The organism is Phytoactinopolyspora limicola (genome assembly GCF_011320225.1).
Classification (GTDB): Bacteria; Actinomycetota; Actinomycetes; order Jiangellales; family Jiangellaceae; genus Phytoactinopolyspora; species Phytoactinopolyspora limicola.
Window position 1 is genome coordinate 260,987 of record NZ_JAAOEN010000002.1, and the last position, 24,408, is coordinate 285,394.

19 protein-coding genes are annotated in these 24,408 nt (G+C 67.6%); 8 read left to right on the forward strand and 11 right to left on the reverse strand.

Going from position 1 to position 24,408, the window contains the following annotated elements:
• Positions 1–502 precede the first annotated feature (502 nt).
• Positions 503–2,347, forward strand: coding sequence for an HNH endonuclease signature motif containing protein (locus G8760_RS06845; protein WP_166348793.1), 1,845 nt, complete (start codon positions 503–505; stop codon positions 2,345–2,347).
• 95 nt (positions 2,348–2,442) lie between these two features.
• Here G8760_RS06845 and G8760_RS06850 read toward each other — a convergent pair whose 3' ends face one another.
• A complete protein-coding gene (locus G8760_RS06850) occupies positions 2,443–6,039 on the reverse strand; it encodes an AfsR/SARP family transcriptional regulator (RefSeq protein ID WP_166348796.1) in 3,597 nt (1,198 codons plus the stop codon).
• Between the two features lie 362 nt (positions 6,040–6,401).
• Between G8760_RS06850 and G8760_RS06855 the strand changes: the two genes are divergently transcribed.
• The 3 genes from G8760_RS06855 (at position 6,402) to G8760_RS06865 (ending at position 9,156) form a co-directional block, all read left to right on the forward strand.
• Positions 6,402–6,695, forward strand: coding sequence for a hypothetical protein (locus G8760_RS06855; RefSeq protein WP_166348799.1), 294 nt, complete (start codon positions 6,402–6,404; stop codon positions 6,693–6,695).
• A 339-nt stretch (positions 6,696–7,034) separates the two neighbouring features.
• Positions 7,035–7,997 (forward strand): DMT family transporter, encoded by a 963-nt coding sequence (locus G8760_RS06860; RefSeq protein ID WP_166348802.1) that lies wholly within the window; start codon positions 7,035–7,037, stop codon positions 7,995–7,997.
• A 10-nt stretch (positions 7,998–8,007) separates the two neighbouring features.
• Positions 8,008–9,156 (forward strand): Mrp/NBP35 family ATP-binding protein, encoded by a 1,149-nt coding sequence (locus G8760_RS06865; RefSeq protein WP_207782097.1) that lies wholly within the window; start codon positions 8,008–8,010, stop codon positions 9,154–9,156.
• Positions 9,157–9,214: 58 nt separating this feature from the next.
• Here the strand turns inward: G8760_RS06865 and tatB are convergent, their stop codons facing one another.
• The 5 genes from tatB to sigE form a co-directional block, all read right to left on the reverse strand.
• Complete coding sequence (gene tatB / locus G8760_RS06870) at positions 9,215–9,805, reverse strand: Sec-independent protein translocase protein TatB (RefSeq protein ID WP_166348805.1); 591 nt, start codon at positions 9,803–9,805, stop codon at positions 9,215–9,217.
• Between the two features lie 39 nt (positions 9,806–9,844).
• Positions 9,845–10,939 (reverse strand): S1C family serine protease, encoded by a 1,095-nt coding sequence (locus G8760_RS06875; RefSeq protein WP_166348808.1) that lies wholly within the window; start codon positions 10,937–10,939, stop codon positions 9,845–9,847.
• Positions 10,940–11,438: 499 nt separating this feature from the next.
• Positions 11,439–12,560, reverse strand: a complete 1,122-nt coding sequence (locus G8760_RS06880) for a sigma-E factor regulatory protein RseB domain-containing protein (protein WP_166348810.1) — start codon at positions 12,558–12,560, stop codon at positions 11,439–11,441.
• Positions 12,557–13,285, reverse strand: a complete 729-nt coding sequence (locus G8760_RS06885) for a zf-HC2 domain-containing protein (protein WP_166348812.1) — start codon at positions 13,283–13,285, stop codon at positions 12,557–12,559. The genes G8760_RS06880 and G8760_RS06885 overlap by 4 nt, the downstream gene beginning before the upstream one ends.
• Positions 13,282–13,914, reverse strand: a complete 633-nt coding sequence (gene sigE / locus G8760_RS06890) for an RNA polymerase sigma factor SigE (RefSeq protein ID WP_246222461.1) — start codon at positions 13,912–13,914, stop codon at positions 13,282–13,284. Before sigE ends, G8760_RS06885 begins: the two co-directional genes overlap by 4 nt.
• Positions 13,915–14,199: 285 nt before the next feature.
• On the opposite strand from sigE, the gene G8760_RS06895 reads away from it, so the two are divergent.
• Complete coding sequence (locus G8760_RS06895; RefSeq protein WP_166349969.1) at positions 14,200–14,850, forward strand: class I SAM-dependent methyltransferase; 651 nt, start codon at positions 14,200–14,202, stop codon at positions 14,848–14,850.
• 57 nt (positions 14,851–14,907) lie between these two features.
• Here the strand turns inward: G8760_RS06895 and glgC are convergent, their stop codons facing one another.
• Positions 14,908–16,131, reverse strand: a complete 1,224-nt coding sequence (gene glgC / locus G8760_RS06900; protein ID WP_166348815.1) for a glucose-1-phosphate adenylyltransferase — start codon at positions 16,129–16,131, stop codon at positions 14,908–14,910.
• A 96-nt stretch (positions 16,132–16,227) separates the two neighbouring features.
• Between glgC and glgA the strand changes: the two genes are divergently transcribed.
• The gene (glgA, locus tag G8760_RS06905) at positions 16,228–17,394 is read left to right on the forward strand and encodes a glycogen synthase (RefSeq protein WP_246222463.1); all 1,167 of its coding nucleotides are present in this window, start codon (positions 16,228–16,230) and stop codon (positions 17,392–17,394) included.
• 77 nt (positions 17,395–17,471) lie between these two features.
• On the opposite strand, the gene fdhD is transcribed toward glgA, so the two are convergent.
• On the reverse strand, positions 17,472–18,296 hold the full coding sequence (fdhD, locus tag G8760_RS06910) for a formate dehydrogenase accessory sulfurtransferase FdhD (RefSeq protein ID WP_207782098.1): 825 nt from the start codon (positions 18,294–18,296) through the stop codon (positions 17,472–17,474).
• Positions 18,297–18,729: 433 nt separating this feature from the next.
• Between fdhD and G8760_RS06915 the strand changes: the two genes are divergently transcribed.
• Positions 18,730–21,021 carry an FdhF/YdeP family oxidoreductase gene (locus G8760_RS06915; protein WP_166348821.1) on the forward strand — a complete coding sequence of 764 codons (2,292 nt, stop codon included), beginning with the start codon at positions 18,730–18,732 and terminating at the stop codon, positions 21,019–21,021.
• Positions 21,022–21,037: 16 nt separating this feature from the next.
• On the opposite strand, the gene G8760_RS06920 is transcribed toward G8760_RS06915, so the two are convergent.
• The 3 genes from G8760_RS06920 to G8760_RS29765 all read right to left on the reverse strand — a co-directional run bounded on the left by G8760_RS06920 (position 21,038) and on the right by G8760_RS29765 (position 23,409).
• A complete protein-coding gene (locus tag G8760_RS06920; protein ID WP_166348823.1) occupies positions 21,038–21,400 on the reverse strand; it encodes a hypothetical protein in 363 nt (120 codons plus the stop codon).
• An 85-nt stretch (positions 21,401–21,485) separates the two neighbouring features.
• On the reverse strand, positions 21,486–23,123 hold the full coding sequence (locus tag G8760_RS06925) for a leucyl aminopeptidase (protein WP_166348826.1): 1,638 nt from the start codon (positions 23,121–23,123) through the stop codon (positions 21,486–21,488).
• 118 nt (positions 23,124–23,241) lie between these two features.
• Positions 23,242–23,409 (reverse strand): DUF3117 domain-containing protein, encoded by a 168-nt coding sequence (locus tag G8760_RS29765; protein WP_162452433.1) that lies wholly within the window; start codon positions 23,407–23,409, stop codon positions 23,242–23,244.
• 209 nt (positions 23,410–23,618) lie between these two features.
• On the opposite strand from G8760_RS29765, the gene G8760_RS06935 reads away from it, so the two are divergent.
• The gene (locus tag G8760_RS06935) at positions 23,619–24,407 is read left to right on the forward strand and encodes an enoyl-CoA hydratase-related protein (RefSeq protein ID WP_166348832.1); all 789 of its coding nucleotides are present in this window, start codon (positions 23,619–23,621) and stop codon (positions 24,405–24,407) included.
• Position 24,408: the final 1 nt, after the last annotated feature.

Here is a 24,408-nt window from a genome sequence, read left to right on the forward strand (position 1 = left end):
CCGTACCGGAAACTCTCCGGCGAGACACCCGGTGTGCCGAAAACCCACACTTTCGCCAGGTAGAGCATCGGATGCTACTTGGAGGCGAACAACGGGTAAACAGGCGGGCACAACTGTGCATCGTCCGCGACCAATTCGTTACCCGATGTATCAGGATCCACCACGGAGCGGGTCACGACACCTGTACCGACGCCCTTCACGACAGGTCACCGCCAGTGTTCCAGCTCCGCCCTGAAGCGACGTCGCCACGCCACTCAAAACCGAACAAGGAAATCACTCGCACGGTGCAGGGCGCGCCGTGACTGCCCGAACTAGACGTGATTGCCGGACGTCCGCTGTACTGGGCGCGGCCTAGCCAGGGCGAACTCTGCCCGCAGGAGACCTCACCTGGCCACCACCTCCCTTCCCTTACCCTCCAGCCACCCCACCCACCATACACCCCCGACTGGCCACTATCATTCCAGTTTATTCGATTGAATCAGAACTGATGTTCGATTATTGTGTGGGTACGGACGCACCCCGCACCGACGCCGCCGCGCAACCGACACCGCTGGCGGGCCAGGCTGGTGTAGCTGGTGGTGCAGACGATGTGGATGCTGAATGGGCGCGGCTGGTGGCCACCGAGCTGGGCAGGTTTGAGCCGGTTGATGTGTGGCGGGACGCCACCGATAACACCGGCGCAGATCGCGACGGTGCAGATCGTGCGGGCCGGTGGTTCTCACCGCCTGGCCCCGATGCCGGCCCGGATGAGCTGGACGACGACCCGGCCCGGCTTTATGGCGCTGCCGCGGACGGGCTGCACCGCGACGACCCGCACGGGGTCCGTGATGGCCCGCACAGCCAGGACGGGTTGGACGGGGTGGTGGGGCCGATCCCGGGGGTGGACGGGTCGAGGTTCGCGGGGGTCGTGCCGGGAACCGAGCTGGCCGTGGCGTTGGATGCTGCCCGCCCGGCCGGGTTGAGTGTGCATGAGCTGGCCGACACGGTAGCGGCGTGGGAACGGATGATCGCCTGGTGCGCGGCGAAACAGGCCGAAGCGGTGGCGGAGTTGACCCATCGCCGGGAGCTACGCCCGGACGACGGCGGTGGCCGGTTCTCCTCGTTGCATCCGGTGCCGGTGACCGCGGCGGCGTTGTGTGTGGTGTGGCCGTGGACCAAACCCCAAGCCGAGAAACTGGTCGATCAGGCAGTCACCCTGGTCGAGGACTACCCCGGCGTGCACCGCGCGCTGGACGAAGGACGCTTGGACGTGTCCAAGGCCCGGATCGTGACCCGTGCCCTGACCAAATGCGACCCCGACGTGGCCGCGTTGATCCAGAAGGCCGTGCTGCCGTTCGTGCACACCTGGACCGAGGTGAAACTGTCCCGCGTGATCAACGAGCTACTCCACGAACTCGACACCGCCGGAACCAAACGCCGACACCGCCAAGCCCGCGACCGCCGCGGGGTATGGGTAGAACCCGGCGAGGACGGCATGGCCTGGCTGATCGCCTACCTACCCGCCGAAGAAGCCACCGCCATCATGGCCGCACTCAACGCCGCCACCACCCATAACCCCCACCCGGGACACGGCTCCGGCACCACCCGTAACCCGCACCCGGAGCAGGACACCCACACAGAACACGGCGCCCGGACGGAACAGGACCCCCGGACGGGGCGGGACACCCGGACAGAACACGGCGCCCGGACGAGGGGGCAGCGGCGTGCGGACGCGTTGGCCTCGTTCGGGTGGATGTCGCTGACCACCGGACACCTGGGCGGCCGCGAATGCGCTAGTTGTGGCGCCCCGGCCGGAACCCGCCTATCCACGACCCACGCCCGCCCGGTCACGGTCAACCTCACCCTACCCATGTCCACCCTGCTCGGCCTCGACGAACACCCCGCCCACCTCGACGGCTACGGCCCCATCGACGCCGACACCACCCGCACCCTCGCCGCCACCGGAGTATGGCGCTGGGTCGGCACCCACCCCGCCGGCGGACACGCCCTCAACTACGGCACCACCCGCTACACCCCACCCCAAGAGCTCGTGGACTTCGTCCTCCTCCGTGACCGTGAATGCATCGCACCCGGCTGCCACCACCCCGCCCAACGATGCGAGATCGACCACCGCACCCCCTGGCCCAACGGCCCCACCTCAGCGTGCAACTGCTCAGCGTTGTGCAAACCCTGCCACATACAGAAACACCGCGCCGGATGGACCATCCAACACCTCGGCAACGGCCGCCAACAATGGACCAGCCCCACCGGCCACACCAGCACAGTCACCCTCCCCCGCATCGCCCCCAACACACCCACACAAACCAACCCAACAAACACCGGCCCACAACGGCCGACACCCACCTAAGAGAACACCAGCCCCCGCCCCAGACACCCCACCCTTCTATCCCGCGATGGCATGCACTCGCCTAGTGTGTCGCGCCGGAGATCCGGGGCACGGCACTAGTGGTTCGTTAGCTGCCTGCGGATGGCTGCGGCACGGGTGCGATCGCCGTCGGCCGCCCGAACTCCGTATGCGTCGGCCAGCGCACCTAGGCTGCGCGCCAGGAACGGTTGCGCGCCCATCCGACGGTGGTGTTCGACGGCCACCTCGAGCGTCTCCACTGCTTGCTCGACGTCGCCGGCCGCGAGCGCCAGGACTCCCAATGCGTGTGCCACCGAACCGCGGAACGCGGCCACCCGACCGGCGACGGCGAGGTCCTCACGGTAGGGAGCCAGAGCGTCGGCCAGTCTCACCGACAGCTCCTGCTGTCGCAGCGCCGCCGCGGCCTCCGCCAACAGGCAGCAGGCCACGAGCCAGTGCCCGTCCCGTGGCTGGTCGAGCACCTCATCGACCAGCGAAGCGGTCTGCTCCCCGGTTCCGATCCGCCGGTCCGCCGCGATGTCGTCAAGGAGGCCAAGGCATTGCCACACCACTACCCGGGGAAATCTCCGAGCCATCTCGGTCAGTCTCGACCGACGCTGCCGCAGCGCGATGCCCGTCAGCTGTCGAAGATCGGTCACCGCCATGGCGAAGAACAGATCGACGGGGAACTCCGGAGCCTGCTGTCCGGAGACGGCCGCATCCGCGGCCAGCTGATCGGCCTCGCCGTAACGCCCTGCCAGCAACGCCAGGACGAGCTGGTAGACCGCGGCGTACCACCGGAACTCCGGATAGTGCAGCCCGTCGGCGCCCTCCCTCAGAGCGGCGATATCGGACTCGGCGGCGACGATGTTGCCGGCCTCCAGGTTGCCGACGACGTGAGCGGCCAGCCCGGCCAGCTCGAGCTGACTCTCTCCGGCCCGCCGAGACAACGTCATGATCTGCTCGGCGAGTAGCAGCCGCGCCTGCCCTGGCCCTGGCCCCCTCGTCACGTAGTAGCGGGCGTACAACGCGTGGGCGCGGGCGCTGTCGTCGCCCAGCTTCTCCGCCACCTCCTGCGCCTCGTCGGCCAGCGCCAGGCTCCGGCTACGATCCGGTGCCCAATAGAGTTCGGTACCCAGCCGAGCCAGCAGCCTGGCCCGCGTGGCCGTCGGCTCCGTGCCATATGCCGCGAGCGCCTCCTCGAGCAGCGACACGCGACCGGATTGGGTCACCCCGAACAACATCCCGGCCATCGACGCGCCCAGCGCGGCCTGGGCGAGCTGCTCGGCGTCACCGGCCGCCCGGGCCATCGAGACAACCTCCTCGTACGCCGTCTGGGCCAGCGTGAACGCACCACGCCGCGCCTCCAGCCGCGCGAGAGCCAGGGCAAGGTGTAAACGGTCCGGGTTACCGGATTCCCCGTCGGGGGTGGTCACCAACGGCCCGCCCGGCGGCCCGCCCGTCGACGTCAACGCCGAATGCAGATCGACCGCGACGGCGTCGAAATCGTCCCGCCAGGCAACACCAGTGTCCAAGCGACGCTCCAGATCGACCGCCGTACTGCGGGCCCACCGCAGGTAGCGTCCCCACGCCGCGGGTGCGTCTCCGCTGGCACCCAATCGGTCACGCGCGTAACTCCGCACGACGTCGAGCATTCGCCAGCGGCTGCCGACCGAACTTGCCTCGTGGCTCAGCAGGTTCTTGTCGGTCAGCCGGCCGACGACGTCGGCCGCATCGGCCAGCGCGGAACGTCCCGCGGATCCGCACCCGCCGGCAGTGTGGTGGCCGCTCGCCGATGCGGAACCGACGGTGGACACGGCAGCCGGCGAGGAACCGGTCCGCTGCTCCGGAACGCTCTGATCGCCGATCACCGCGGCAAGCGCGGGCAGGTCAGCGCTGCCGGCGAAGACACCGATCCGGCGGAAGGCCGTTTGCTCGTCCGGATCGAGGAGGTCATGGCTCCAGTCGAGCACCGTCCGCAGCGATCGGTGCCGGCCGGCCGTCCCCCGTCCACCCACGAGCAGCCGCAGCCGGTCGTCCAGGCCGGTCAGCAGGCCATCGATACCCAGCGACCCACACCGTGCCGCGGCCAACTCGATAGCCAGCGGTAACCCGTCGCAGCGGGCACAGACGTCCGCGATCAACTGCGGGTCGGCGTCGAACTCCGGCTCGACTGCCCGCGCCCGGTCCAGGAAGAGTGTCTCCGCGTCCGATCCCTTGGGCCCGCCGGTACCCGGTGCCACCATCGACAGTGGTGGCACGCGCAGCACCTGCTCCCCCGGCACCCCCAGGCGTTCCCGGCTGGTGACGAGAACAACGACGTGCGGACACGCCGCGACCAATCGTTCGGCGAACGAGCCGGCCTCTCCGACCAGACGCTCGCAGTTGTCGAGGATCAGCAGGGAACGCCGAGTACCGAGGAACTCGTACACGGCCCGTTCCAACGGCCGACCAGGCCGCTCGACGATGCCGATCGCGGCGGCAACCGCCTCGGGCAACAGTCGTTCACATGCCGCGAGGTCGACGAAATGTACCCCGGCCGGGAACGGAACCGAGGCGGCATCAGCGGCCGCCACGGCAAGGCGGGTCTTGCCGACACCCCCGGGGCCGACCACGGTGACCAACCGGTGCGCGGCCAACAGCCGGTCTATTTGCTCCAGCTCGGCGCCGCGGCCGACGAACGTCGTGGAGGGCACCCCGGCAACAATGCTTGCTGGCTCGTCAGCGTCGTCGCCGTGAGCGGTGACGGGCTCGTGGCCGCCGGGGACTCCGTCCGTCGCCACTTCCTCCGTGTCCACTTCCGCGGGAGATCCGTCCGAGCGGTCCGTCTCAGCCTTCGACGCGCCGACCGACGCGGGGACCGTCGCACCATCTGACGGGTTGGTGCCGGCTTCGACGACCTCCGCCTGGGCACCGCGAGTCAGCAGGGTACGCACCGCCGGAACGTCGAGCGTGGCGTCTTGTGCCAGAATCGCCGCCTCCAACCGGCGCAGCTCCGGTCCAGGCTCTACTCCCAGTTCGTCAGCCAGCACTACCCGCGCGCGCTGATAAGCCGCAAGGGCGTCGGCTTGCCGCCCGGCGCGATACAACGCCAAGCACAACTGAGCCCAGCGACGCTCCCGCAGGGGCGCCTCGGCGACCGCCGATTCGAGATCGCCGACCAACTCCGCGGCTTGTCCGCAGGCCAGCAGGGCGTCGGTACGGTCGTCTACGACAGAGTCATGGGCCTCATCCCAGCGGGTGATTTCGGCCTGTGCTCGCGGCGTCGCCGGCAGCTCCAGGGATCCGCGCCACATCCGCAGACCCGCCGTGAAATGGGCTACCGCCCCAGCCATGTCTCCCAGATCGGTGGCTTCCCGGCCCGCTCGGGCGGCGCGCTGGAATTCCCCGGCATCGGTGGCCTCGACCGACAGCAGCCAGCCTGCTCCACGGGTGATCAGAGCGGTCTCGCCCAGCACCCGCCGCAGTGCGGAGATGTGAGTCTGCAACGCTTTGTGCGCCGTTCGCGGGGTCTCGTCGCCCCACAGCACCGCCTGAAGGTAGGGGGCGGGGAGTACCTGACCCGCGTTGAGCGCCAGAACAGTCAAGAGCGAACGCGGCTTGGCACCGGGAACGGCAACCGGACGGCCCGCCCGCCGCGCCTCGAGCGGCCCCAGCACTCGGAGTTGGATCCCCTGCGCTATGCCCACAGTCACCCGCCAGCCGTCGGCCTTTACCCGGTTATGACCGATCCTTGACCGTTCGGGGCCACAGTATCGCAGGGGGCTAGGGTCAGCCCAGATGCTGGCTCTATGACCGCCGGCTGTGATGTGCGTAGGCCTCGGGGGGCTTTGCACGGCAACGCCGTCACAGCCGGCGGTAGACCGCCAACGGCCCAGGGGTCGCTTGGCGGGGCTGCGGGTCGGACTTAGGTCGGTGCTGGTCCCGGTGGTGACCGGTGGTGGCCCGGCCCACGGCGAGAAGTTGACGGTTGGCTTGACCGAGGTGGAACGTCGGCCGGCACGTGGATTCGGTGGGTCACCAGGCTTGCCGGCCATCATCCAACAAGGAGAACCATATGAAGTTCGCACAGGTCATCGAACTGAAGACCGGGCGACTGGACGAGATCATGGAACTGGACCAGGAATGGACGGAGCGGACCGAGGGAGCCCGCCCATACAGCGTCGAGTTCTGGGGCACCGACCGCGACCGGCCGGATACCTACGTAGGTATCGTCGTCTGGGACTCCTATGAGGACGCGCAGAAGAACAACGACCTCCCGGCTACCCACGACTTCGCCACCCGGATGGCCGAACTGTGTGATGAACCGCCCGTCTTTCGCAATCTCGACGTTCTCCGAGAACGCCGGTGACCGACGCCGTCACCCTCTACCGCACGCCTGCGTGGAAGAAGCCACCGGCACCGTGACGCGGGGCCTCGCCTGACACTATGCTGAGTCTCGTCCGCTGAAGGATGGCTAGGGTTCCGCGGCTTACTAGTGCCCGGTGTGGTGGCTAGTTGACCGGTCTGGTCCAAGCGCCATAGAACGCCGACGTGGTGGAGCGCCCGCTGCGCGTCGACATCGACGTGCACCATGACACAAGGAGGGCACCCCAGGCGTCGGCCCGCACCTTATTTGGGATAAAAGCCTCGAGGGGAGACGTGGACACACGGTTACGTGTGCCCACTTCGCACCGAAAGGCTGATCCTCGTGCCTCCTGTTGCACCACTCGTCCCTCACCACGGCCACTCGCACCTGTCTGCCCTGCTACAGGCGCTTCTCGTCACGTTCCTGTGGTCCACGTCATGGATCCTGATCAAGACCGGACTGGACGAGATCCCGCCGCTGACGTTCGCCGGCCTGCGATACGTCCTCGCGTTCCTGTGCCTGCTCCCGTTCGCCTTACGCCCGCACCATCGCAGGCAGATCCGCCGGCTGACCCGGCGCGACTGGGCTCGGCTGACGGCGCTCGGTGTCGTCATGTACACCGCCACTCAAGGGGCGCAGTTCCTCGCCCTGGACCGGCTGCCGGCCACCACCACGAGTCTGCTGCTCAGCTTCACGCCAGCGATGGTGGCGCTGCTGGGGATGGTGTTTCTCGCCGAGCGCTTGCGTAGCCTGCAATGGGTGGGCGTGTGCCTCTACCTGGTCGGCGCCGCGGTGTTCCTCTACCCGGTCGATTTTCCCGCTCAGCAGATCATCGGCATCGTGATCGCCGTCGGTGGGCTCCTCGCCAATGCCGCCGCCGCGGTGCTCGGCCGCTCGGCCAACCGCGGGGGTCAGCTCAGTCCACTCGTCGTCACCGTGATCAGTATGGGTGTCGGCTCAGCGATTCTGCTGGTCAGCGGGGTCAGCACCCAGGGCCTGCCGACGCTGAGCGTGAGCAGTTGGGCGATCGTCGGATGGCTCGCGGTGATCAACACGGCCTTCGCCTTCACGCTGTGGAACCTCACGCTGCGCATCCTCAGTGCGACCGAGTCCAGCGCGATCAACAACACCATGTTGATCCAGATCGCCATTCTCGCGTGGATCTTCCTCGACGAACAGCTCGGCGCCCGCGAGGTCGCCGGGCTCTGTATCGCCGCCCTCGGCATCGCGCTGATCCAGCTCCGTACCCTCGGACGGCTCGGCCGGTGGGGGCGGCGTGAGCGTAGCGACCAGGTGGCGACGTAGCATCGGTGGCATGACGTCGTTGCCCACCGCCGAGCGTGTCACCGAGGCGCTCGCGGGTGTGAAAGACCCGGAGATCAAACGCCCTATCACCGAACTCGGCATGGTGAAGTCCGTCGATGTGGGGGATGACGGCACCGTGCGGGTCGAGGTGTACCTGACCATCGCCGGCTGTCCGCTGCGCGAGACCATCACCCGCGACGTCACCACCGCCGTTCAAGCCCTTGACGGAGTCACCTCCGTCGACGTGGTGCTGGACGTCATGTCCGACGAGCAACGTAAGGAGCTCTCGCAGCAGTTGCGCGGGGGTCGGCCGGAGAAGGAGAACCCGTTCGTCCAAGCCGGTTCGCTGACCCGTGTGTATGCGATCGCCTCCGGCAAAGGCGGCGTGGGCAAGTCGTCGATCACGGCCAATCTCGCGGCCGCGATGGCCGCTGACGGTGTCCGGGTCGGCCTGGTCGACGCCGACATCTACGGTCACTCGGCCCCCCGCATGCTCGGGGTCGACGGCTCCCGGCCCACCGTCGTCGACAACATGATCATGCCGGTACCCGCCCACGGCGTAAAACTGGTCTCCACCGAGATGTTCAAACCGGACCGCGACACCCCGGTCGCCTGGCGCGGTCCCATGCTGCACCGCGCCCTTCAGCAGTTCCTCACCGACGTCTTCTGGGGCGACCTCGACATTCTGCTGCTCGACCTCCCGCCCGGCACCGGCGACGTCGCCATCTCGCTGGCACAGCTCATGCCCAACGCGGAGATCGTCGTCGTCACCACACCACAGCTCGCCGCGGCCGAGGTCGCGGAGCGGGCCGGGTCGATCGCGCTCCAGACCCATCAGCAGGTCAACGGGGTCATCGAGAACATGTCGTACCTACCGTGTCCACACTGCGGACCGGAGCATCGGCTCGAGTTGTTCGGCTCCGGCGGCGGACAACAGGTCGCCGACGGGTTGAGCCGACGCCTCGGTACCACGGTTCCGCTGCTGGGAGAGGTGCCCATCGACACCGGTCTGCGCGAGAGCAGCGACGTCGGCATCCCCTTCGTGCTCAAAGAGCCGGAGGCGCCTGCTTCCACGGCGCTGCGGGCGGTTGCCCACCGGCTGTCACACCGCGAGCGCGGTCTGTCCGGCATGTCATTGGACCTCAGCCCGGCCGGGTGATCGTTGCCCGACGTCTGGGGTTCGGGGTAGCGCTGGGGCCGCACACGTGCGGCCGCGATCAGGTGGTCTCGGGGTCGAACCGGGCCCCACTGGGGGCCGTGACCGGATTCGACGGAGCCGGCGTCGGATCACCAGCGGTATCCGTCGCCGATGCTCGGACCGCCTCGGCCGGCGCGGAACCTGATGGTTCGGTGGTCGACGGCGACTCAGCGCGGGAAGCCGGTTTGGTGGCACTCTTGGTAGCCGGTTTGGTGGTGTTTTTGGCGGCCGGCTTGGTGGCCGCGCCGGAGCGGCGCGTAGTGCCGTTGGCGCTGGGTCGGCGCTTGTTCCTGCCTGGGAGTTCCAGTTGCTCACCGAGTTCTTCGAACTCGTCGAGGCCGAGGTCTTTCGGATCGACTCCGTCCAATACCTTCTGCCGCAGGTACGACTTCGGATTACGCAGGTCGGTCAACATCTTGAGATCTTGCTCGTCGATCCCAAGATCACCGACGCTCTCCGTCAGATCACGCCGGGCGCTGGTGACCATCTTTCGGAGGTCACTGACAAACGACGCGGCCTGCTTGATCATGGTAGGCAGTTTGTCTGGCCCGAAGACGAGCAGGGCCACCACCAGGATGACAGCGATCTCGCCGATACCGATGTCGCTCACCTCACTCGTCCAGCGCGTACGTCCAGGGTACGTGCACGGTCAACCTACGTTCGCGCCCAGGGTGACCGCGATCTCCATGACGTCGCCGTCACGATCGACGGTCAGGGTGATCTCATCGCCCGGTTCGTATGAGCGCAGCATGACGATCAGCTCGCCCGGGCCGCGCACTCGGTCGCCGTTGATCTCGGTGATGACATCGCCGGAGCGCACACCGGCTTCGTCGGCGGGCCCGCCCGGCGTGATTCCCGGTTGTTCGTCGTCGTCCGAGGCCACCCGCGCGCCCGGGCCTTGGTGTCCGTTCTCCAACAACGCGCCGATGATCGGGTAGACCGCTTCTCCGCTGCTGATGATCTGCTCAGCGGTGCGACGTGCCTGGTCGATCGGGATCGCGAAGCCAAGCCCGATGCTGCCGATGTCGCCACCGAAACCCAACGTGGCAATAGCCGAGTTGACTCCCACGACCCGTCCACCGGAGTCGACCAGAGGTCCACCGGAATTGCCCGGATTGATGGCCGCGTCGGTCTGCAAGGCGTTGATGTACGACTGCTCGGATCGTTCGCCCGCGGTGACCGGGCGGTCCAGAGCCGACACGATGCCACTGGTGACCGTGCTGTCCAGGCCGAGCGGACTACCGATAGCGATGACCGGATCTCCGACGGCCACCGACGCGGACTCTCCGAGGACCACTGGCTGCAACTCGTCGGCGTCGATCCGTACCACCGCGAGGTCGTAGCTCGGGCTGCTGCCGACGACATCGGCGTCGAACTCCCGGCCGTCGAACAATTCGACACCAATGGCTCCACCGTCGATACCAGCCCCGGCAGCGACGACATGATGGTTGGTCAGAATGTAGCCGTCGTCGGAGATGATGAAGCCCGATCCGTTGCCGTCGGCCGCGGCGATGGACACCACACTGGGCAGCACCATACTCGCGACACCCGCGGTCGAGGTGTCCGGGCGCTCGCCGACGTTGGCCGGGTCCGAACCGATGACGGTGACGGTCTCGTTCGAGCCGGACTCGGATTCGGTGAGCTGAATACCCACGATGCCCCCCGCCGCGCCGGCGACCAGCGCGATGGCAACCATGCCGACGGCGACCGTCCACCGTCGAGTTCGCCGAGGTCCGGTGGCCACGGGCGGCCGAGCCCCACCTACGTGGCTGGGTGATCCACCCGGCCACGGCTGCACACCCGCATCGGAAAGGATGGAGGTGGCCTGCGGGGCCTGCCAACCGGATCCACGGTCCGGGACCACCCGTGGGCGGACGTTTCCAGTCGACTCCGACGGCTCAGTGCCGGTAAGACCGTCTCGCCCGGCGGGCGGTGAAGGACGCACACCTGGCGCGGCGACAGTCCAATCTCCCCTCGCCCAGGGATCTACTCGACGCGGCGATCCAGACGCCGGGCCGCCCGGCGTCTCGTCGTCGGGAATGGACCATCCGCCCTTCACAGGACCTAATCATACGGGTTCGGCTTCCGGGGCGCTCATCGCTCACAGCGGTGATCGTTGCCGGTTTCGTGACGCTGGCCACCAGTGATCAAAACCACGATTGGGTCGCTGGGGCGACATGAAAGCGACGACGATCACCGCGTCTGAGGGCAGAAATCCCGCGATGATCACGGGGATGGGCGGCTCAGTTGAACGGGTTCAACCAGGTGCCGACCTTCTGCGCACCCCGGCCGATGCGGGAAATGACGCCGTTGTCTTCCTCCGGCTCCGGTCCATCCGGGGGCAACGCGGCCAGAATCCCGTCGACCATCTCCAACGGGGCATCGGCGACGACCGTGATCACCCTCCCCTGCGACGACCACGTAAATCGCGCCGGCGGCCCCGGGCTGGCATAGACGAAGCCGTCGCCGACCTCGCTCACCACATAACCCTCGAGGTGCCCGGGATCAAGCCGTCCCGGCTGCTCGAACACCGAGATCGACATCACGCCGTCGGAGTAGCTGAGCTGCACGGCATCACCGAGTTGTCGGGCCTCATAAAGCACGAAACCGTCGGCCAACTCCTCCATGCAGTGGTAGCCCTGGTCGCGGAGCCGTTCGATGTCGTCCCACCGGAGCACCGCCTGGTCATGTGTGGGAGCGGGAGCGCCAATCGCCTGCATCCCGCTGCGCAGGCAACAGGGTGGAACCGCGGCCAGCGAAATCTCCACGAACGCACTAGCGCTGAGCAGGTGGCCGTCGTGGGTGTAGGCCTCCCGGCGCAGCGACAGACTCGTCTGTCGGTCCAGCCACAGCCGCGCGGCAATCGAGCCGTCCGCCCGGACCGCCTCGACGACGTCTGCCGCACGCCCGGCGACCTGCCCCTCGCCAGCCATCCGGACATCGTAGGTGTCGATCAGCAGATCGATCGGACCGCCGCCGTCAGCCAACCAGGTGGTGCCGTCGCGACCCTGCAGAATGGACGTCTGAGTGTTCTGTAGACCGATCTCCGTGGCGCCGCCGGCCTGATGCCGGACCTGGACCACGGCGCTCTTCGACGCACCTGTCTTGGCCAGCACCGACCACGCCGAGACATACTGCGTGCCGTGGTACGACGTCTGCTGAGGAGCGGCGGCCGACCGGGCCAGCAGTTCGACAGCTCGCTGATCGTCGGTCCCGGCCAGATTGTCCGGGCCGGCAGCGGCGGTCGCCGGCGGCAAGAGCAAGATCAGCGCTCCCAGCAGCATCGGCGCAGCCAGCAATCCGAGGCTGCCACGGGGCCGGATGGTTCGCCGGTCCCCTAGGCGGTCACGGCAGAGCTGATTCACGGGCCGTCTCCGGTCAAGCTCGTTCCGTCAACCGTGGTGCTCCACCCGAGCCCGGCCGGCCCCAGGCCGGGGGTGCCAGGCAACTCGGCACCCGGAGACGCGGTCCCCACGCCGGACGTGCCGTCGTCAACGCTGCGCAACGCCGGGACGATGATGGACGCCGGCTCGGCGAACGGCAGCCCACCGGTGGACCGCGCGTGCTCCATGGTGAACTCCTCCATCGGGGGTACAACGGAGGCAGGCGTCTGATCCCGGCCGTTGGTGGACGGCGCGCCGAGCGAGGCCAGCAAGACCAACAGCGCTCCCGTCGACACCATGCCGCTGGCGGCGACCCGGACCCCCCGGCGATGCCGGTCGATGAACTTAGGCCGGGACGGCTGGTGGCTACGCTGCATGCCGGGTCGGCGACCTGTGCCGACACCGAGGTGATCAGGGCGCGTCGAGCGGGACGGTCCCCACGGCGCCACCTCGACGGCGGCGTCGGACGGGTGGTCGTCCGGCGGCAGCAGGCCGCCCGGCTCGGCCAGACCGATCAGTGTCGACGTCAGCCCGGCCGGAGGAGTGATGTCCGGAAGCGAGGTCAAGACGCCTTTGGCGTAACGCTCCATATCGACGGCTTCGCGGCAGTGCGCGCAGCCGGCGACGTGCGCGAGTGCGCGGTCACGCTCTTCGTGATCGAGGCGGTCGTCGACAAGATCGCTGACGCGGTCATCGAGGTGTTTCATGCATGCTCCCCGGAACCGTTCGGTTCTCCCGGCGAGTCCTGACGGACGCCGGATTCCAGGTCACGCGCGTCGTCCGGAGCGCGGTGCTCCAGCGCTGCCCGAAGCTGGGCGCGCCCACGGTGGATCCGGCTACGCACCGTGCCGAGCTTGATGCCGAGAGTGGCCGCGATCTCCTCGTAGGACAGACCCTCGATGTCACACAGCACCACGGCCACCCGGAAATCGGGCGCCATGGCATCGAGTGCGGCCTGGATGTCGGCCTCCAGCATCCGGTCGGTGAGAACCCGCTCCGGGGTGGGCTCGCGGCCATGCAGCCGCTCGCTCGCGTCGTCGCTGAGGGCGTCGAAGCGAATGCGCTGCTTGCGCCGCACCGTGTCGAGGAAGAGATTGGTGGTGATGCGGTGCAACCAGCCCTCGAACGTGCCTGGCGTGTACGACGACAACGAACGGAAGACCCGGACGAAGACGTCCTGAGTGAGGTCTTCGGCATCGTGGGCGTTGCCGGTGAGCCGATAGGCGAGCCGGTAGACCCGGGCCGAATGCTGGCGGACGATCTCCTCCCAGCTCGGTGGGGTCCAAGTTTCCACGTCCGCCACCGGCTTACCTCCCTCGACCAGGCGCGTGAGCACTACCGTCATAGTGTCCCATCGCCCCCTTTCCTGGCCAATTACGCTGGTTGTCTTCGTCCGGTCGTCCTCGTCCCGGACAACCACATCCGGTGCGACGTACTCGCGGACCTATCGATTCCAACGGCTCACGACCGGTCCGGGTTCCGCACCGTGGCGCACGGCCCGATTCGGCACTAAGAACCCGCAGCGTGTCGGCCCTCTCCACGCACCGGCCCGAATGCTCTAAGCTTCGGCCTGGATACGTCCGCGCGCACGTCGTGCGCTCAAGCTTCGCAGGAGGCCGCTATCTCTGCCGGCGACATCAACCCGCCGAGCCCAGAATCGTGGGCCTACACCGAGGCATACCTCGCCGAGGATCCCGCGGCCGCCAACGCCCGGCAGCGAGCCGCCGAGGTAGGCGCCGTCCCCATCAGTCCCGGCGCGGGGGCCGTGCTCCGCATGCTCACCGCCGCCATCGACGCACGCACCGTGGTCGAAGTTGGCACCGGGGCTGGCGTGTCCGCACTGTACTTGCTTGCTGGTATGCAGGCCGACGGTGTCTTGACGAGCGTCGACATCGAGTCCGAACACCAACGTTTGGCCCGTGAGGCGTTCGCCGAGGCCGGCATCGCATCGAACCGGACCCGACTCATCTCGGGTTCCGCACTAGATGTCTTGCCGAGGCTCACCGACGCCGCCTACGACGTCGTGTTCTGCGACGCGGATAAGGCGGAGTATCCCGACTATCTTGAGCAGGCGCTGCGGCTGCTCCGGCCGGGTGGCGTGGTGGCCTTCGACAACGCACTGTGGCACAACCGGGTGGCCGACCCCACGCAACGCGACCCGGAGACGCTGGCCGTACGTGAACTGGGCCGCCTGGTCGCCGACCACGACGCCTTGACCCCCGCGCTACTTCCCGTCGGCGACGGTTTGCTCGCCGCGGTGAAGCGCCACTGACCACCCTGCCCGCACCCCAGTGGCTGGGGGGTCTGCCGCACCGGCTTGGGGCACTCGTCAGCCAACGATGACACCTTTGCCGACGGCGGTGATACCGCCCGCGCTGACCGTGAACCCGCGCTCTTTGTCGACCCGTTTGTCGACCCCCACCGTCGCCCCGGCGCGTATCACGACGTTCTTGTCCAGGATCGCGTCGCGGACGGTCGCTCGCGGCCCCACACGCACGCCATCCAGCAGCACAGAACGCGACACGGCCGCGCCCTCCTCGATGAACGCCCCCGGTGCCAGTACCGAATGATCCACTAGACAACCGGACAGAATGCACCCCGGCGCCACGATCGACTCGCGGGCGTGGCCACCTTCGACGAACTTCGCCCCAGGCAGCTGCGGATGGCTGGTGAGGATGGGCCATTCCTGGTTGTAGAGGTTGAACACCGGCACCACGGAGACGAGGTCCATGTGGGACTCGTGATACGCGTCGAGGCTGCCGACGTCACGCCAATAGCCGCGGTCACGGTCGGTACTGCCGGGCACGTCGTTGTCCGCGAAGTCATAGACGCCCGCCGTCCCCCTCTCGACCATGAGCGGAACGATGTCGCCACCCATGTCGTGTGCGGAAGCCGGGTTATCCGCGTCCGCACGCAACGCCTCCACCAGGGCGTCGGCGGTGAAGACATAGTTACCCATCGACGCCAGGCTCTGCTCGGGATCGTCGGGAAGCCCCGGCGGATCGGCGGGTTTCTCCAAGAACCCTTCAATCCGCCGGCCGTCGGGGGTATCGATGATGCCGAACGCACTCGCCCCGGCACGCGGAACCCGGATGCCGGCCACCGTGGCCTCCATGCCGCTGTCGATGTGGGCTTCGAGCAGCTGCCGTGGATCCATCCGGTAGACGTGGTCGGCGCCGAACACGACGATGTGGTCCGGACGCTCGTCGTACACGAGGTTCAGCGACTGGTGAATCGCGTCCGCGCTGCCCTGATACCAGCGTGGGCCAAGCCGCTGTTGTGCGGGCACCGGCGTGACGTACTGGCCGAGGATGGTGCTCATCCGCCAGGTGACGGAGATGTGCCGGTCCAACGAGTGGGATTTGTATTGGGTGAGTACACAGATGCGGTCGATCTCTCCGTTGACCAGGTTGGACAGCACGAAGTCGATCAGCCGGTAGCTGCCTCCGAAGGGCACCGCCGGTTTGGCCCGGTCAGCGGTCAACGGCATGAGCCGCCGGCCTTCGCCTCCGGCCAGAACGATTCCCAGGACATGTGGCCGCCGCTTCGACATGACCGCACTTTAAGCCCAACCGCCGACGTACCCAACCCCCTAGACCTGTCGCGGCCAACGATCGCCGGACCCATGCGACACCTCTATGCTGCTGGCATGCGCGTTGGAGTGCTAACTCGGGAATTTCCTCCCTACGTGTACGGCGGGGCCGGCGTTCACGTCGACTTCCTGGTCCAACACCTTCGAGTGCAGCCGGACATCGCGGTGGACGTCCACGCCATCGGACCGGAGCGCCCAGGCGCGGACACCTACAGCGAAGACGACACCCGACTGGCGGATGCCAATCCGGCGCTGCGCATCCTCAGTGCCGACGTCGCGATGGCCGCCCGGCTCGACGGCCTCGACGTCGTCCATTCCCACACCTGGTACGCCAACTCCGCCGGCCAACTCGCCCGCCTGCTGTACAACACACCACACGTCGTGACCGCGCATTCGCTGGAGCCTCGACGGCCATGGAAAGCCGAACAACTGGGTGGCGGCTACCAGCTGTCGTCATGGGTGGAGCGCACCGCCTTCGAGAGCGCCGACGCCATCATCGCGGTCAGCCACGGGATGCGTGCCGACATCCTCGACGCCTACGCGGGAGTCGACCCGGACCGAGTGCACGTCGTCCACAACGGCATCGACACCACCTTCTACCGTCCGACGCCAGCCACCGACGTGTTGGACCGGCTAGGTGTCGACGTACGACGGCCGTACGTGACCTTCGTCGGCCGCATCACCCGGCAAAAAGGGGTACCACACCTGCTGCGAGCCGCCCTGCGTCTACCCGCCGATGTCCAGGTGGTCTTGCTGGCCGGCAACGCGGATACCCCCGAGCTCGCAGCCGAAACCGACGCCTTGGTCGCCCGGCTCCGAGCGGAACGGACCGGTGTGGTGCTCGTCAGCGAGATGCTGCCGCGCGCGGACGTCCGGCAGGTGCTCAGCCACGCCACCGTCTTCTGCTGTCCATCGATCTACGAACCACTCGGCATCGTCAATCTCGAAGCTATGGCGTGCGCGACGGCCGTGGTCGCCAGCGATGTCGGCGGCATCCCGGAGGTGGTGGACGACGGCGTCAGCGGCCTACTGGTGCATTACGACGAGGCCGCGCCCGAGGTGTTCGAGGCCGATCTCGCGGCAGCGATCACCAAGCTCGCTGAGGAACCGGAGCTGGCCGCCCGGATGGGCCACGCCGGCCGGGCCCGGGCGGAGGCCGACTTCGATTGGGCGGAGATCGCCGTCCGAACCGTCGACGTCTACCGATCGGTCACAGCGTCGTGAGTTGCACCGTCCTGAAGTGCTCCGTCGTTGATGGCTGCCAGCGCACCAAGCCCCAGTGACCGGCCCGCTGCCGCGACCTAAGACACGTTCCGCTGCCGCGGAAAGGGGCCAACACGGACCCGTTCTTGGTGGGTGTAGACGTTCATACCGCCACCCCGAACGAAGCCGAGCAGGGTCAGCCCGCACTCGTCGGCGAGGTCGACCGCCAGGCTCGACGGTGCCGACACCGCGGCGATCACTGGGATACCCGCCGCCGCGGCCTTGTGCACCAGCTCGAATGATGCGCGGCCACTGACCTGTAGCACGTGTGCCGACAACGGCAGCCGACCGTCTCTCAAAGCTGACCCGACCACCTTGTCGACCGCGTTGTGCCGGCCGACGTCCTCACGTACCACCAGGCACTCGCCGGCAGCGGTGAACAGCCCGGCGGCATGCAGACCTCCGGTGCGATCGAAGATCTTCTGCTCCGACCGGAGTAAGTCGGGCAACGACGACAACACCCCGACGTCGAATCGAGTGTCGTCCTCGAGCACCGGCCAGCGCATCGCGGTACGTACCGCTTCGATACTGTCCGCGCCACACACGCCGCACGCGCTTGTGGTGGCGAACGCTCGTGGTCGCGGTGGGACGACGTCAGGCGCCAGCACCACCTCGACGGTATTTTCCTCTTCTCTGCACAATCGCATCGACACGATGTCGGCCGGGGCCGCCACCGCGCCTTCGCTGACCAGCCATCCGGCCACGAGATCGAAGTCTTGGCCAGGTGTCCGCATGGTCAAGGTCACGATCTCCGCACCGATGCGCACGACCAGCGGCTCCTCGATCGCCAGCGTATCGGGCCGGCTCGCGGCCCGCCCCGCCCGCAACCGGAGGACCGGCTGTCGTGTCGTCATGCGCCCCATAGACCCACCTTCGTCTAGTTTTGACCGCTCCGCCCATCCTTATGGTCATGACCATAAGTCTCACCGGCACCTGACAGCAGCGCTCCGCACACCAGTATCAGGTGTTCATATGCTGCACGACGACCCGCACAGGCGCCGGAACAGCGAACACACGCAGGGTGACCTCCTCACAAAACGATGAACAAGTTAATCATTTCATGATCATCTTGCCACGATCTTCGGTACGTGTGCGCGACTATATGCGGCCGTGAACCCAGTTTGGCGCGATTTCGCCAAACTCCGCACGGAATTGACCACCCACCGCGCACAACGGCTCCAGCCTCCTGCTCATCCCGCCTGCTGCCGCTTCCACGACCTCAACACACGCGCCGTACATCCGGGTGTGACGAACCCGCGCTGGTCAAACAGCAGTGTGCGGTCTTACCGTCAAAGGATGACGAAGGGCGCCCCGGAACACGACTATGACGATTCCGAGCTCAATGTCCGTTCACCCAAGCGGGCAGCGGCCGGTGTACCCGGAGTCGTTCACGGCCTGCGCGACGTCCTCGACCAGGCTGGTGTGCGCCGTGGGACGAAGACGCTGCTCGCGCTCAACCAGCAGCGCGGCTTCGACTGTCCCGGGTGTGCCTGGCCCGAGCCGGACAAACCCCACCTGGCCGAGTTCTGTGAGAACGGCGCCAAGGCGGTGGCCGAGGAAGCGACCCTGCGACGCATCGGTACCGAGTTCTTCGCCACCCATCCCATCAGCGACCTCACCACCAAAACCGACTACTGGCTTGGCCAGCAGGGCCGGCTGACCACACCCGTGTTCCGCGACACCGACGGCGACCATTACCGGCCGATCTCGTGGGATGACGCCTTCTCGGTGATCGCCGACGAAGTAGCGAGCCTCGACCGCCCCGACCAGGCCGCCTTCTACACCTCCGGACGCACCAGCAACGAAGCGGCCTTTCTCTACCAGCTGTTCGCCCGCAAGTTGGGCACCAACAACTTGCCCGACTGCTCGAACATGTGCCATGAGTCGTCGGGGGCCGCACTCAACGAGGCGATCGGCATCGGCAAAGGCAGCGTGACGCTAACCGACATCACCGACCATACGGACCTCATCGTCGTCGTCGGCCAGAATCCCGGCACCAACCACCCGCGCATGCTTTCCGCGCTGGAAGAGGCCAAGCGGCGGGGCGCACGTATCGTGGCGATCAACCCGCTGCCGGAGACCGGCCTACGTACCTTCAAGAACCCACAGAAGGTACGCGGTGTCATCGGCAAGGGCACTCCACTGGCCGACCTCTTCCTCCAGATCCGCGTCGGCGGCGACCTCGCGCTGTTCCAGGCCGTCAACCGCCTGTTGATCGATGCCGACGAACGCACCGGCGACGTCCTCGACCACGAGTTCATCGACGCGCACACCAGCGGACTCGACGACGCCATGGCCGCTTGGCGAGACCTCGATCCGGCGGCCGTCGCCGCCGCGACCGGTCTGAACTCGCGGCAGATCGGCGCGTTCGTCGACGAGGTGATCGCCGCGAACAGCATCGTGGTGTGCTGGGCCATGGGGCTGACGCAGCACAAGAATTCGGTCCCCACCATCCGCGAGGTGATGAACTTCCTGCTTCTGCGGGGCAACATCGGCCGTCCGGGTGCAGGTGCCTGCCCGGTGCGCGGACACAGCAACGTCCAGGGCGATCGCACCATGGGTATCTGGGAGAAGATGCCGGAGAGTTTCCTCGACGCTCTGGCCACCGAGTTCGACTTCACACCCCCACGCGAACCCGGCCTCGACACCGTCGACACCATCCGGGCCATGCTCGACGGCAAGATTCGGCTGTTCATGGCGGTAGGTGGAAACTTCGCCGCGGCTACCCCAGACAGCGATCGCACCGCCGAGGCGTTGCGGGCGGTCCCACTGACGGTGCACGTATCCACCAAGCTCAACCGCTCACACGTCGTTCCCGGACGGCGATCGCTGATCCTGCCCTGTCTCGGCCGGACCGAGATCGACGTTCAGGCGGCCGGCAAGCAGTTCGTCACGGTCGAAGACTCCATGTCGATGGTGCACGCGTCTCGTGGCAACCTGCCGCCGGCCGCCCCCGAACTCCGCAGCGAGGTCGCCATCATCTGTGGGCTGGCCCGTCGAGTGCTGGGCCCCGACGACACCACGCCGTGGGAACAATTCAACGCCGACTACACCACCATCCGCGAGCGGATCTCGCGGGTGGTGCCGGGGTTCGAGGACTTCGAGCGGCGGGTCGCCACTCCCGGCGGATTCGTCCTGCCACACCCACCGCGCGACGAACGACGCTTCGCCACCATCGACGGCAAAGCCCGCTTCACCGCCAACGAGCTCGACGTCGTGACGGTGCCTCCGGGCCGGCTCATCCTGCAGACCATCCGGTCCCACGACCAGTTCAACACCACCATCTACGGCCTGGACGACCGCTACCGGGGTGTGTTCAACGGCCGCCGTGTGGTCTTCGTCAGCCACCATGATCTGGACGAACTAGGTATCGCCGACGGCGCGTCCGTCGACCTCGTCAGCGAATGGAAAGACGGCGAGCGACGCGCCCCCGCGTTCCGGGTCGTGGCGTTCCCGACAGCGCGGGGTTGCGCTGCCGCCTACTATCCGGAGACGAACCCGCTCGTTCCGCTCGACCACACGGCCGATATCAGCAACACTCCGGCGTCGAAGTCAGTGGTGATCCGGCTCGAACCGGTGGCCGGATAGGTCCGGCCCGGGGTGCTCATCCGGGGTCCGCAGCCCCACTCACCGGACCGGGCCCGGCGGCGAAGCCGTCCGCGCCTTCGGCCACCGCGACGACGTCGAACGTCTCCTGAAGCACCGGAGCCGAGCCGATGATCGCCGAACCCGGGGAACCGGCGGCCTTCGTCGCGAAGTCCGCGGCGAACGCATCACGCGCCTCGGCAGTGGCGAACACGTAGGTGCCCTCGAACCATTCACCGGGCCGCGTCCGCCAGGTCTTGAAGCGCAACCCGGGTAGGCCGGTGAACCGCTCCAGTGACGTGCCGTGCACATACTCGCGTAGTTCGTCGTCGACACCGGCCCCCGCGTCGACCAGCGACCACCGCACCGTCAATCCGTACATGTTGCCGCCCTACCTCTCCTCGTGTCGCTCGGTGACGGTACTCGCCACCGAGCCGGTGCACTGCCCGGGGTGGCACGCTCCGCCGTCATCGGGCGGAGGACGCACCGAGTGATTCGAGCCAGGTGAGCAGGGCCCGGACGCCGAACGCGGTACCACCTTTGACCAGCTCGACCTTGTTCTTTTCGGCGCGGCCAGCACCGGCGATGTCGAGGTGTGCCCACGGTACGTCACCGGTGAAGCGTTCGAGGAACAACGCGGCCGAGATCGACGAGGCGCCGAACCCACCGGTATCGATGTGCGCGACGTCGGCGACGGCGGAGTCCAGCCCCTCGCGATAGTCCTCGACGAGCGGCAGCCGCCACATCCGCTCACCCGCCCGGGCGCCGGCGTCGATCAGCTCGTCGGCCAAGCTGTCGTCGGTGGCGTAGAGGGCGGCGTGGGTACGGCCCAGCGCCACCAGGGCGGCACCGGTCAGGGTGGCGATGTCGACCAACGCGGTCGGTTCCAATTCCGCCACGGCATACGCCAACGCGTCGGCCAGCACAAGGCGGCCTTCGGCATCGGTGTTGAGGACTTCGACCGTTGTGCCGTCGTACTGGGTGATCACGTCGCTGGGCCGTTGCGCCGTCGCTCCGGGCATGTTCTCCGCCGCGGCGATCAGGCCGGTCACCCGCACCGTGACGCCCAGCTCGGCCAGCGCGGACAGCACCCCGAGCACGACGGCCGCGCCGGACATGTCCGTCTTCATGGTCACCATGGACGCGCTTGGTTTCAGCGACAGCCCACCGGAGTCGAAGGTGATGCCCTTGCCGACCAGCACGACGTGTGGTGTGTCGGGGCCGACGCTGGGCGGCTCATAACGCACCGCGATCAACCGTGGCGGCCGGGCCGAACCCATACCCACGGCCACCAGTCCGCCGAACCCCTCCGCGGCCAGCTTCCTCTCGTCCCGGACATGAACCTCGAGGTCACCGTCGTGTCCGAGCTGCCGGGCCCGTTCGGCCAGCCACGCGGGATCTTTGACGTTGGACGGGGTGTGGATCAGTTCCCGGGCGAACCACGTCGCGTTGGCGATCACCGCGGCTCGCCGGACGGGGGCGGCGCCGTCGTCGGCGACACCGGCCAGCACCGCCGTTCCCAACGGTGCCTTCGCCGGGTCTGCCGGACGGCTGCGGAAACCTCCCAGGGCGAAGGTCGCCAGCATCAGGCCGTCGATGAAGGCACGTAGCCGGGTGTCGTCTTCGGCCGCGGCACCGATAGTGGTGGCGAGCCTGTCTACCCCGCGCATCGACCGGGCCAGGGCTGCGCCGGCCTTCCGGTAGGCCACCGGGGAGCCGTCGCCGAGTCCAACCAGCACAACTCGGGTGACGTCGACGTCGCCGTCGACACTGCTGGCGCCTCGCCCCGTCTCGAAGACCGGCAACGAGACGATCTCACCCGCACGGCCCGTGCCGTTCTCCCGTTCGAGCAGCCAGAAGAGATCGAGCTGGAGCGCGTCGGCGACCTCCGCACCGCCAGGTCCGATCCATGGTCCGTCGGCGTGATCGCCGGTGGCCGAGGTGTCGTCCACGCCGGGAGTGTCGTCGTCCAATGCGGTCATGGCGGCATCCGCGGACCATACCGGGATGGCCAGTACGGGGGCATCGACGTCGAGGACGCCCCGGGCGTCGGGCACCACCGTGGTTGGTCGCACCGGGTTCTGGTCGAGCACAATGCCTCCCATACGGGCACAGTACGGCCCCGTCCGGGATCGATCACCCCGGACGGGGCGCGTCAGAGGATTTCTATGTCATCGGGAACAACCGCCGCCAGGCTGCATGCCTGCCACCCGACGCGGGGCCTCACCCAGTGACGTCCTTCAGCGCATCGCTGAGCGCGTGAGCCTCGTCAAGCGAGATCTCGACGACGAGTCGGCCTCCGCCCTCCAGCGGGACACGCATAACGATGCCGCGTCCCTCCTTTGTGACCTCGAGCGGTCCGTCGCCAGTCCGCGGCTTCATCGCCGCCATCCGCGCACTCCTTCCTGTCAAGCGTGCCGGACGCCTCCAGATCCGATCTGGAAGCCGACCCGGCACGTCACGATCAACCTCATTATCCCGCATCAGCTCCGCTGCGGGGAGACCGCGTCAAGTCTAGGGAACAGGACGGGGCAGGATGGTGTCACTCGCGAACCATCCGGAAGAACCCGGATGGCCCAGCAGCCGAGAGGAGCCGCACCGTGACCGAACCGGTCCTGTACGACGTCGACGGCCACACCGCCGTCATCACGCTCAACCGGCCCGATGCCCTGAACAGCCTGGATATCGCTACCAAGACGGCCTTGCGTGATCACGTCCACCGGGCGGCCGACGACACCTCGGTCCGTGCGGTTGTCCTGGCCGGCACCGGCCGTGCCTTCTGCGCGGGCGAAGACCTCGTGGAACACGCCGAGCGGTTACGCGACGGCTCGACCGGGCTCGGAGACATCGTCGACGAGTACTACAACCCGACCGTGCGTACCCTCGCCCGGATGCCCAAACCGGTGATCGCGGCGGTGAACGGGATAGCGGCCGGTGCCGGCGCGTCGTACGCGTTCGCGTGTGATCTCCGGGTCGTCGCCGACACCGCGGGCTTCAACCTGGCCTTCGCCGGGATCGGGCTGTCCTGTGACACCGGGACGTCGTGGACGCTGCCCCGACTGGTTGGCTGGGCCAAGGCGCGCGAATTGCTGCTGCTGCCACGTACCGTCAAGGCTCCTGAGGCGCACGCCATCGGGTTAGCCACCGAGGTTGTACCCGCCGCCGACGTCGTGCCGCGGGCCATCGAGCTGGCGCGGCAGCTCGCCGCCGGGCCAACCGTGGCCTATGCCGCCCTACGCGAGGCGCTGGACTGGTCAGCTACTCATACCTTCGACGAGGCAACAACGAAGGAGGCCGAGTTGATGCAACACACCGGTCGGACAGCTGACCACCGCGACGCGGTACAGGCCTTCCTGACCAAGCAGAAGCCCACCTTCCAGGGCCGTTAGT

What these genes read in the sequence shown, in the direction of transcription:
- G8760_RS06855 (WP_166348799.1), top strand. Translation starts at nt 6,402, where the DNA reads ATGAAGTTCGCACAGGTCATCGAACTGAAGACCGGGCGACTGGACGAG.
- G8760_RS06865 (WP_207782097.1), top strand. Translation starts at nt 8,008, where the DNA reads ATGACGTCGTTGCCCACCGCCGAGCGTGTCACCGAGGCGCTCGCGGGT.
- G8760_RS06885 (WP_166348812.1), bottom strand. Translation starts at nt 13,285, where the DNA reads ATGAAACACCTCGATGACCGCGTCAGCGATCTTGTCGACGACCGCCTC.
- glgC (WP_166348815.1), bottom strand. Translation starts at nt 16,131, where the DNA reads ATGTCGAAGCGGCGGCCACATGTCCTGGGAATCGTTCTGGCCGGAGGC.
- glgA (WP_246222463.1), top strand. Translation starts at nt 16,228, where the DNA reads ATGCGCGTTGGAGTGCTAACTCGGGAATTTCCTCCCTACGTGTACGGC.
- fdhD (WP_207782098.1), bottom strand. Translation starts at nt 18,296, where the DNA reads ATGGGGCGCATGACGACACGACAGCCGGTCCTCCGGTTGCGGGCGGGG.
- G8760_RS06915 (WP_166348821.1), top strand. Translation starts at nt 18,730, where the DNA reads ATGACGAAGGGCGCCCCGGAACACGACTATGACGATTCCGAGCTCAAT.
- G8760_RS06920 (WP_166348823.1), bottom strand. Translation starts at nt 21,400, where the DNA reads ATGTACGGATTGACGGTGCGGTGGTCGCTGGTCGACGCGGGGGCCGGT.
- G8760_RS06925 (WP_166348826.1), bottom strand. Translation starts at nt 23,123, where the DNA reads ATGGGAGGCATTGTGCTCGACCAGAACCCGGTGCGACCAACCACGGTG.
- G8760_RS29765 (WP_162452433.1), bottom strand. Translation starts at nt 23,409, where the DNA reads ATGGCGGCGATGAAGCCGCGGACTGGCGACGGACCGCTCGAGGTCACA.